This window comes from Streptomyces sp. SID8352 (assembly GCF_009862265.1).
Taxonomy (GTDB): Bacteria; Actinomycetota; Actinomycetes; order Streptomycetales; family Streptomycetaceae; genus Streptomyces.
Genome location: NZ_WWGX01000049.1, coordinates 1 through 9,813 on the forward strand (window position 1 = coordinate 1; position 9,813 = coordinate 9,813).

Below are 9,813 nucleotides of genomic sequence, written 5' to 3' on the forward strand. Positions count from 1 at the left end.
CGGTAAGTTTTCGCGGGGGCTGTCGGGGCCGTGTCCCGGGCTGCTGCCGGGTCGGCTTTCCCGGCGGTCATCGGGCCTGTGCCCTGGGTCGTCGGCCGGTCAGCTTCCCCGGGGGCCGTCGGCGTCGTGTCCCGGGTCGGCGGCCGGTAAGTTTTCGCGGGGGCTGTCGGGGCCGTGTCCCGGGCTGCTGCCGGGTCGGCTTTCCCGGCGGTCATCGGGCCCGAGCCCCGGGCCGCCGCCCGGGCCGTCTCCCCGGCCCCCGCCGGGGCCGCCCGCCCCGCCGTGTCCGCGATCTCCGCCACCACCGCCGCGAAGGCCGCCCCCGGCACGGTCGCCGCCGGTACGCCGAACTCCGTCAGCAGCAGCGGGGCCAGGCCGGGCGCCAGGTCCAGGTGGAGCAGCCGCTCCACGCGGGTGCCGAGCAGCGGGTCCAGCCGGGCGGGGGTGGGCCCGTAGACCCGGGCGTCGGCCGCGCAGACGGTGACCGGGGCGTCGGTGAAGACCTGTGCCACCGAGAGCGCCGGGCGCGCCGTCACCGACTCCACCACCAGCGCCACGTCCCCGTCGCCCAGCGCCCAGTCCGCGCGCAGGCACCGTTCCCACAGCGGGACGTCCGCCGCCCGGGGGGCCCAGGAGTCCGGGTGGAGCGGTCGGACCGCCTCGTTCCACGACCGCACCTCGTCGAAGCGCTCCCGCACCCCCGCGAATCCGGGCAGCTCGTGCACGCCCGGGGCCGCCTCGGGCACCTCGCCCACGGTGGCGACCAGCAGGATCCGCCGGTCGGCCGGGGCCAGGCACCCCGCGTCCAGGGCCGCCGCGAACACGGCCGCGCCGTACGGCGTCGAGGCCAGGAAGACCTGCGTGCTCACGCGCCCGCCCCCGCGTCCGGGGCCCCGGCCCCTTCGCCCGGGGTCCCGGCTCCTGCGCCCGGGGTCCCGGCTCCTCCACTCGGAGTCCCGGCTCCTGCGCCCGGAGTCCCGGCTCCTGCGCCCGGAGTCCCGGCTCCTGCGCCCGGGGTCCCGGCCCCCGCATCCGAAGCCCAGGGCCCCGCGCCCGGGATCCCGGGCCCCGGGCCCGAAGCCCCGGCCCCCGCGCCCGCCCCGGCGGTGCCGGGACCCGCCCCCGGCCCCCGACCCGCCCCCGCCCCCGGCCCCCGACCCGCCCCCGGACCCGGCCCCCGGCCCGGCCCCGCCACGCCCCGTCGGCGCAGCGCCCGCAGCCGGGCCGCGCGGCCCGCGTCCATCGAGGCGAGCGCCCCGTCCAGCACGTCCTGCGGCAGCCGGGCCAGCGCCCGCGCGCTCACCTCCCGGAGCCGCCGGGCCACCGCGGGCTCGAACTCCGCGATCGCGCCCAGGTGGTGGGCGAGCACCGCGCAGTAGGAGCGCACCGCCTTCGGCAGCAGCCGGTCCGCGTCCGGGTCGGCCGCCGTCTCCGCGACGATCCGGTCGTAGGCGGGCACGAAGTCCAGCCGCCGCTCGTCCCCGATCCGGGTCAGCGACGTCGCCACCCCGCGCCGGTAGTACACCCCGAGCAGCCCGGTCACCGCGAAGGACTCGGCCTCCCGGTGCAACCGCCAGATCCACGGCCGGTCCTCCGCCGTGCGCAGTCCGTCCACGAAGCGCAGCACCCCCCGCTCGGCCAGCCGCCGGTGGTAGACCCCGGCCCAGGCGTAGGCGTAGTCGACCGAGGTGGTGCGGTGCGCGGGGAGGATCGCCTCGCGCGGGCTCATCGCCATGTTGCGGCGGCCGTGCGGCACCCGGACCACCGTGCGGTCCCGGCCCGCGCACCGCACGTGGTCGGTGCGCAGGAAGTCGACGTCCAGCCGCTCGGCCGCGGCCAGCAGTCGGCCGCAGTGGCCGGGGGCCAGCCAGTCGTCCCCGTCCAGGAAGGCCAGGTACTCGCCGCGCGCCCGGTCGATGCCGGAGTTGCGGGCGCTCGCCAGGCCGCGGTTGCGCTCGTGCCGGATCAGCACCGCGCCCGGCAGCTCGCGCTCCGCGCGGTCGAGGAGGTCGGCGGTCCCGTCCGACGAGCAGTCGTCGACCAGGAGGAACTCCACGTCGTCCCGCGCGTTGGCGCGCAGACTCCGCAGGGCGTCGGGGGCGTAGGGCCGCACGTCGTGGAACGGCACGATCACGGAGAGCTTGGGCACGCGGACGACGCTAGGCGGCGGCCCGGCACACGGCTTTTCCGGCACCTGGACTTCGGGCGAACAAGGAATGTCCGTACGGTGAACCGGCCGTTCCCGGGCGTCCAGGGCAAGCCGATTTCCCCTTGATCAGTGTGCTGTTCACCTTTTGTTGGATTCCGGTTGGGCCATTGCTGGAATTCGGTTCCTACCGTCGAAGACGTGCCAGAAAGTGCAACGAAGGCCCGGCGGATCGCCGTACTCGCGGATTCCGACACCCGGTGGAAATGGGGCGCGCTCACCGCGTCCCGGCTCTCCCCCGAGGGCGTCGCGGTCCACCTGGACGGCTATCTCCTGCGCGGCCGTGCCACCCCCACCCCCCGCCAGCTCAGGGAGGTCGGCGCCACCCCGGACACCCTCCGCGAGGTGACCGCCGCCGAGTTCCTCGGGGCCGTCGAGCGCGAGCCGTACGACGTGCTCGTCCTCGCCCTGGTCGGCGGTGCGGTGCAGGCGGTGCTGCACGGACTGCGCCGGGCCTGGGAGGACCGTCCGCGGCGCCCCGTGGTGGTCACCGGCTACGTCGGCGTCGTCTACGAGAAGCTCGCGGACGGTCTGCTGCTGCGGCACGGCGCGGACCTCGTCCTCGCCAACTCCCGGCAGGACGCGGAGCGCTTCCGCGCCGTCTACGAGGGGGTCGGCGCCGACGCCTCGGCCGTCACCGAGGTCGCGCTGCCCTTCCTCGGCGGCGACGCCTACCGGGGTGGCGAGGGCCGGCGCACCGTCGTCTTCGCCGCGCAGCCCTCCGTTCCCGGCGACCGCGCGGGCCGGGCCTACCTGCTCGACCGGCTGATCCGGCACGCCCGCCGCCACCCCGGCCGCGACGTGCTGCTGAAGCTGCGCTCCCGGCCCGGCGAGCACACCACCCACATCGAGGAACTGCCCTACCAGAAGCTGGCGCGGCGGGCCGATCCGCCGCCCAACTTCCGCCTCGTCTACGGACACATGGGCGAGGTCCTGGACACCACCGACCTGCTGGTCACCGTCAGCTCCACCGCCGCACTGGAGTCCCTGCACCGGCGCATCCCCACCGCCGTCCTCACCGACCTGGGGGTGCGCGAGGCGCTCGGCAACCACCACTTCGTGGGCTCCGGCTGCCTCGCCTCCTGGGACCAGCTCGACGAGGGCCACCTCCCGCGCCCCGACCCCGGCTGGGTCGCCCGCCAGGGCGTCGCCGCCGACGGCGCCTACGCCACCGCCTTCGACACCGCCCGTGCCCGCATCACCCGGCTGCTCGGCCGCCCCGGCGGACTGCCGCCCCTCGCCCCCTACTACAGCACCCTGACCGCCCCCGGCTACCTGCCCGGCGTCCTCGCCCGCCACCACCTCGCCCCCGACGGCACCCCGCTGCCCGGCGCCCCCGGCGCCGACCGCGCCCCCGGGCCGGTCCGGCAGATCGTCCGCCGCGCCGCCCGCGGCGCCTACCGCCACGGCGTCCAGCGCGTCGCCCCGGCGATCCGCCGGATGGGCGAGCTGTGACCGCCCGGCCGAACCCCCGCCAAGGAGTACCGCCCATGTCCCCGACCGAAGCCGTGCCCGGCGCCGGAGCGCGCCGCGTGCTGGCCGTGATCCCCGCGCGCGGCGGCTCCAAGGGGGTGCCCGCGAAGAACCTGGCCCCCGTCGGCGGCGTCCCGCTGGTCGTCCGCGCGGTGCGGGCCTGCCGGGCCGCGCGGCTGGTGACCGATGTCGTCGTCTCCACCGACGACCCCGCCATCGCCGCCGCCGCCCGCGCGGCCGGTGCCGGGACGGTGCTCCGCCCCGCCGCCATCGCCGGGGACACCGCGACCTCGGAGGCCGCCGTGCGGCACGCCCTGGACGCCCACGAAGAACGGCACGGCGCCGCCGTCGACGTGGTGCTGCTGGTGCAGTGCACCAGCCCCTTCCTGCTCCCCGGGGACATCGACGGGGTCGCCGCCGCGGTCGCCCACGGGGGCGCCGACACCGCGGTGACCGTGGCGCCGTTCCACGGCTTCGTCTGGCGCGACGGCGACGGCGACGGCGACGGCGGTGACGGTGAGGCGGTCGGCCGGCCCACCCCCGCCCCGGCGGGCGGCGCGGCCCCGGCCCTCGCCCTGGCCCCGGCCCTCGCCCTGGCCCCGGCCCTCGCCCCGGCCCCGGCCGATGGGACCGCCCCGGACGCCACGGGCGGCCACGGCGTCAACCACGACAAGGCCCACCGCCCCCGCCGCCAGGACCGCCCCCAGGACCTCCTGGAGACCGGCGCCGCCTACGCCATGGACGCCGCCGGCTTCCGGGAGCACGGCCACCGCTTCTTCGGCCGCACCGACCTCGTCCGCACCGACCCGGCCCGCACCCTGGAGATCGACGACCCGCACGACCTGGCCCGCGCCCGTGCCCTGGCCCCCCTCCTCGACACCGGCCTCCCCGGCGCGCTGCCCACCGCCGCCGACATCGACGCCGTCGTCCTCGACTTCGACGGCACCCAGACCGACGACCGGGTGCTGATCGACTCCGACGGACGCGAGTTCGTCACCGTCCACCGCGGCGACGGGCTCGGCATCGCCGCCCTGCGCCGCAGCGGCCTGGCCATGCTGATCCTGTCCACCGAGGTCAACCCGGTGGTGGCGGCCCGCGCCCGGAAGCTCTCGCTGCCCGTGCTGCACGGCATCGACCGCAAGGACCTCGCCCTGAAGCAGTGGTGCGAGGACCGGGGCATCGCCCCCGAGCGCGTGCTCTACGTCGGCAACGACGTCAACGACCTGCCCTGCTTCTCCCTCGTCGGCTGGCCGGTGGCCGTCGCGAGCGCCCACGGCGTCGTCCGCGGCGCCGCCCGGGCGGTCACCACCGCGCCCGGCGGCGAGGGCGCCGTACGGGAGATCGCGGGCTGGCTCCTCGGCCCCTCCCTCGACACCACCCGCCCCGTCGCCCCCTCGGACGACCGGGCCGACTCCCCGCTCACCCCGCACAGCTAAGGAACCCCGCCATGAGCACCACCTCCCGCATCCGCGCCTTCGGCTCCCGCGAGGCCGGTCCCGGCCGCCCCGTCTACATCACCGGCGAGATCGGCATCAACCACAACGGCGACATCGAGAACGCCCTCAGGCTGATCGACGCCGCCGCCGAGGCCGGCTGCGACGCCGTCAAGTTCCAGAAGCGCACCCCCGAGATCTGCACCCCGCGCGACCAGTGGGACATCGAGCGCGACACCCCCTGGGGCCGGATGACCTACATCGACTACCGCCACCGCGTCGAGTTCGGCGAGGAGGAGTACGGCCAGATCGACGCCTACTGCCGCAGGAAGGGCATCGACTGGTTCGCCTCCCCGTGGGACACCGAGGCCGTCGCCTTCCTGGAGAAGTTCGACGTCCCCGCCCACAAGGTGGCCTCCGCCTCCCTCACCGACGACGAGCTGCTGCGCGCGCTGCGCGCCACCGGCCGCACGGTGATCCTCTCCACCGGCATGTCCACCCCGAAGCAGATCCGGCACGCCGTCGAGGTCCTCGGCAGCGACAACATCCTGCTCTGCCACGCCACGTCCACCTACCCGGCCCGGGCCGAGGAGCTGAACCTGCGCGTCATCAACACCCTCCAGCAGGAGTACCCGAACGTCCCGATCGGCTACTCCGGCCACGAGACCGGCCTGCAGACCACCCTGGCCGCCGTCGCCCTCGGCGCCGCCTTCGTCGAGCGCCACATCACCCTCGACCGCGCCATGTGGGGCTCCGACCAGGCCGCCTCCGTCGAGCCCCAGGGCCTGAGCCGCCTGGTCCGCGACATCCGCACCATCGAGTCCTCCCTCGGCGACGGCGTCAAGAAGGTCTACGACTCCGAGCTGGGCCCCATGAAGAAGCTGCGCCGCGTCACCGGCGTCGTCGCGGAGGCGGAGATCGCCGCGGCGGCCGGAGAGCCCGTCACCGTCTGACCGCGCACCGCACCCGCCCCTCCGCCCCCCACCTCCCCGCACCCCCCACGCCCTACGACGGGACGGTCGTACGCCGATGAGCCCCCGCGCCGGTCACCCCGGCACCCGCACCCTGGCCTTCGTCGAGAGCCCGGTGCAACTGCTGAACGTGCTGGAGTGGGCGCACACCCACGCACCCGGCGCGGGGCTCACCCTCGTCGTCCTCTCGCCCGTCGACCCGATGACCCGGGGCCAGCTGCGCCGCATGACGGAACTGGCCCGGGACGAGGGCCACGGCGTCCGCTGGGAGGAGGCGCGGGGCGGGGCGGGCGCGCCGCTGCGCACGATAGGCGGCCTCGCCGCCGAGCTGCGCCGGGCCGACCGGGTCGTCATGGGCGACCCCTTCTCCCGCTACGTCCAGCTCCTCCTGACCATCACCCGCGCGCGCGACCTCGTCGTCGTCGACGACGGCACCGCCACGATGGAGTTCGTCGCCCAGCTCGCCCGCGGCGAGCGGCTGGTCCGCTGGCACCGCAAGGGCAGCCGGCCCGGACCCCGCGACCTGCTCCTCGCCCCCGTCTCGGGCGCCGCCCGGCGCCGCCTCACCCCGGCGGCCGGCCGCGCCGTCACCGTCTTCTCCGCCATGCCCGTCGCCGACGTCCCCGAGGGCGTCGCGGTCGCCGCCAACACCTTCGCCTGGACCAGGGCCCGGTTCGGACCGCCCCGCCTCACCAGGGGCGCCGACCTCGTCGGCACCTCCCTGGTGGAGACCGGGGTCGTCGACGCCGACCGCTACGCCGCCGCCGTCCGGGACCTCGCCGCGGCGCACGGCGCCACCCGCTACTTCGCCCACCGGCGCGAGCGGGTCGAGAAGCTCCACCGGCTGGCCGTGGAGACGGGACTCCAGATCGTCCGCCCCGACCTCCCACTGGAGCTGACCGCCCGCCGGGGCCCGATCGGCCGCACCGTGCTGAGCTTCCCCTCCACCGTCGTCCACACCCTGCCCCTGGCGCTGGCCGGGACCGGGGTCCGGGTCGCCGTCTGCGACATCGACCCGGCCTGGCTCACCCCCTCGGCCTCGCCCCGCGCCACCGGTTTCCTCTCCGGCGTCACCCACACCGCCCGCGGCGCCCACCGGCTCCCCCCGGCCCCCGGCGGACTGGCCCTCCGGCGGCCCGACCCGGTCTGAGGCGGTCCGCGCCCGGGGACCCGGCAGGGCCCCGGAATCCCGGTCCCGGCCCCGTTCCCGGGCCCCCGGGGGCGTCGTCCCCCGTCTCCGGGACGCGTGGCCCGGCCGAGGCGTGGTAACCGTGGAGACAGCGGAACACCGTCCGGGAGGAACGGGTGCCGGTCCGGAAAAAATGGGGGAGTGTACCCACCTCCCCGGACAGCCATGCGCCGCGCGGCCAACTTTCTTCGCCTGAGGGGCTGATCTTTTGTTGATCGTGGGGCGCTCCACCGCCCCGGCGTTCTACCCTTCAGAGGGTGAAGCAACTGATGTCCCCAGAGTCCGAGGCCGACACTTCCGGTGAAACCGCGCTGCCCGGCGCCCTCCCCGAGGCGCTGTGTGCCGAGCTCGTGGCGTTCCGCCGCGACCTTCACATGCACCCCGAACTGGGCAACCAGGAGTTCCGCACCACCGCCGCGATCAAGGAGCGGCTGGAGCGGGCCGGCCTCGCGCCGCGCGTCCTTCCCCTGGGCACCGGCCTCGTCTGTGACATCGGCACCGGCACCGCCTCGGGCCGGTGGTCCGGCGGGCCGCGGATGCTCGCCCTGCGGGCCGACATCGACGCCCTGCCCATCCCGGACGCCAAGACCGGGTGCGCGTACCGCTCGGTGGTGCCCGACCGCGCCCACGCCTGCGGGCACGACGTGCACACCACCGTCGTCCTCGGCGCCGGGCTGGTCCTCGCCGCGCTGCACGAGCGGGGCCTGCTGCCCCGGCCCGTGCGGCTGCTCTTCCAGCCCGCCGAGGAGGTGCTGCCCGGCGGGGCCGACGACGCCATCAAGGGCGGCGCGCTCGACGGGGTGCGCCGCATCCTCGCCGTGCACTGCGACCCCCGGGTCGACGCCGGGCGGATCGGGCTGCGGGTCGGCCCCATCACCTCCGCCTGCGACCGGCTGGAGATCTCCCTCGACGGGCCCGGCGGCCACACCGCCCGCCCGCACCTGACCACCGATCTGGTCACCGCCGCCGCCCGCGTCGTCACCGACGTGCCCGCGCTGGTGTCCCGGCGGGTCGACAGCCGCAGCGGACTCTCCCTGACCTGGGGCAGGATCGACTGCGGCCACGCGCCCAACGTCATCCCCCAGCACGCCGAGCTGGCCGGCACCGTGCGCTGCCTCGACCTGGACTCCTGGCGGCAGGCGCCGGACCTGGTGGTCGGCGCCATCGACGAGGTCGCCAACCTCTACCGCGCCAAGTCCGAGATCACCTATGTGCGCGGGGTGCCCCCCGTCGTCAACGAGGTCACCAGCACCGAACTCCTCCAGGCCGCCATGGTCGCCCGGCGCGGCACCGAGTCCGTCGAGGGCACCGAGCAGAGCCTCGGCGGCGAGGACTTCTCCTGGTACCTGGAGCACGTCCCCGGCGCCATGGCCCGCCTCGGTGTCCGCCCGCCCGGCGAACGCACCGTGCGCGACCTCCACCAGGGCGACTTCGACGTGGACGAGCACGCCATCACCGTCGGCGTGGAGCTGTTCACGGCGGCGGCCCTGATCGACGCCGTCCAGTAGCCCCGCGCCCGTCCGGCAGCCCCGCGCCCGGCCCCCGCCCCGCCCCCGCGGCTCGTGCGCGGGGGCCGGGGCGCCCCCGCCGCACCCGTCCCGGCGCAAGGAGGCGCGCCCGGCCAGCGGCACGAATGGATAACGGCCCCGCGGGTCCCCGTTCCCAGGAGTGTCTACGCGCGTTAATGTCGCGCCGAACCGGGCGCCCGCTGCGGGGATTTGGAGAATGGGGTACTTCGGATGCGTCGGATATCGAACCTGACCCGAGCCGCTGTGGGGATCGCGTCGCTCGCGCTCGCGGCCACGGCCTGCGGCGGGACCAGCAGTGAGAGCAAGAGCGGCGACGAGGGCGCCAAGGACGACAAGGGCCTCGCCATCGCGTACGACATCGGCGGCAAGGGCGACCAGTCCTTCAACGACGCCGCGTACGCCGGTCTGGAGCGGGCCCAGAAGGAGTACGGCTACAAGACCGCCGACATCGAGCCCACCGAGGGCGAGACCGACGCGGACAAGGAGCAGCGCCTCGCCTCGCTGGCCAAGCAGGGCTACAACCCCGTCATCGGCGTCGGCTTCGCCTACGGCCCCGCGATGAAGGCGGTGGCCGAGAAGTACCCGAAGACCACCTTCGGCATCGTGGACTCCGTCGTCGAGGGCAAGAACGTCGCCTCCCTCGTCTTCGCCGAGCACGAGGCCTCCTACCTCGCCGGGGTCGCCGCCGCCAAGGCCACCGAGTCCAAGGTCGTGGGCTTCGTCGGCGGTGTGGACGTGCCGCTGATCCACAAGTTCGAGGCCGGCTTCGAGCAGGGCGTCAAGGACACCGACCCCAAGGTCGAGGTCCTCTCGCAGTACCTGACGCAGACCGCGGAGGAGGGCGGCTTCTCCAGCCCCGACAAGGGCCGCGCCGCCGCTGAGGGCCAGATCGAGAAGAAGGCCGACGTCGTCTACCAGGCCGCCGGCCTCTCCGGCCAGGGCGTGATCGAGGCCGCCGCCAAGGCGAAGGTCTGGGCGATCGGCGTCGACTCCGACCAGTACGGCCAGGAGG

Annotated in this window: 6 protein-coding genes and 2 pseudogenes; 6 read left to right on the top strand and 2 right to left on the bottom strand. The window is 75.8% G+C overall.

Annotated features, from left to right (window positions below; all coding sequences use genetic code 11):
- Positions 1-869: pseudogene (locus GTY84_RS17840) on the bottom strand (hypothetical protein); the annotation flags it as partial.
- 320 nt (positions 870-1,189) lie between these two features.
- Positions 1,190-2,149: pseudogene (locus GTY84_RS33940) on the bottom strand (glycosyltransferase family 2 protein); the annotation flags it as partial.
- Between the two features lie 198 nt (positions 2,150-2,347).
- Between GTY84_RS33940 and GTY84_RS17850 the strand changes: the two are divergent.
- The 6 genes from GTY84_RS17850 to GTY84_RS17875 all read left to right on the top strand — a co-directional run.
- Positions 2,348-3,661, top strand: a complete 1,314-nt coding sequence (locus GTY84_RS17850; RefSeq protein ID WP_161227285.1) for a DUF6716 putative glycosyltransferase — start codon at positions 2,348-2,350, stop codon at positions 3,659-3,661.
- 35 nt (positions 3,662-3,696) lie between these two features.
- Positions 3,697-5,115 (top strand): N-acylneuraminate cytidylyltransferase, encoded by a 1,419-nt coding sequence (locus tag GTY84_RS17855; RefSeq protein WP_161227286.1) that lies wholly within the window; start codon positions 3,697-3,699, stop codon positions 5,113-5,115.
- 11 nt (positions 5,116-5,126) lie between these two features.
- Positions 5,127-6,065, top strand: coding sequence for an N-acetylneuraminate synthase family protein (locus GTY84_RS17860; RefSeq protein ID WP_161227287.1), 939 nt, complete (start codon positions 5,127-5,129; stop codon positions 6,063-6,065).
- A gap of 76 nt (positions 6,066-6,141) precedes the next feature.
- A complete protein-coding gene (locus tag GTY84_RS17865) occupies positions 6,142-7,233 on the top strand; it encodes a hypothetical protein (RefSeq protein ID WP_161227288.1) in 1,092 nt (363 codons plus the stop codon).
- 308 nt (positions 7,234-7,541) lie between these two features.
- Entirely contained in the window at positions 7,542-8,780 is a 1,239-nt protein-coding gene (locus GTY84_RS17870) for a M20 family metallopeptidase (protein WP_161227290.1), read from the top strand.
- A gap of 231 nt (positions 8,781-9,011) precedes the next feature.
- Positions 9,012-9,813 (top strand): BMP family ABC transporter substrate-binding protein (locus GTY84_RS17875; protein ID WP_161227289.1); only part of this gene is annotated, 802 nt, incomplete at its 3' end.

Bases quoted from the DNA above. Each gene is read 5' to 3' on its own strand.
- GTY84_RS17855 (WP_161227286.1), top strand. From the start codon at position 3,697: ATGTCCCCGACCGAAGCCGTGCCCGGCGCCGGAGCGCGCCGCGTGCTG.
- GTY84_RS17860 (WP_161227287.1), top strand. From the start codon at position 5,127: ATGAGCACCACCTCCCGCATCCGCGCCTTCGGCTCCCGCGAGGCCGGT.
- GTY84_RS17870 (WP_161227290.1), top strand. From the start codon at position 7,542: ATGTCCCCAGAGTCCGAGGCCGACACTTCCGGTGAAACCGCGCTGCCC.
- GTY84_RS17865 (WP_161227288.1), top strand. From the start codon at position 6,142: ATGAGCCCCCGCGCCGGTCACCCCGGCACCCGCACCCTGGCCTTCGTC.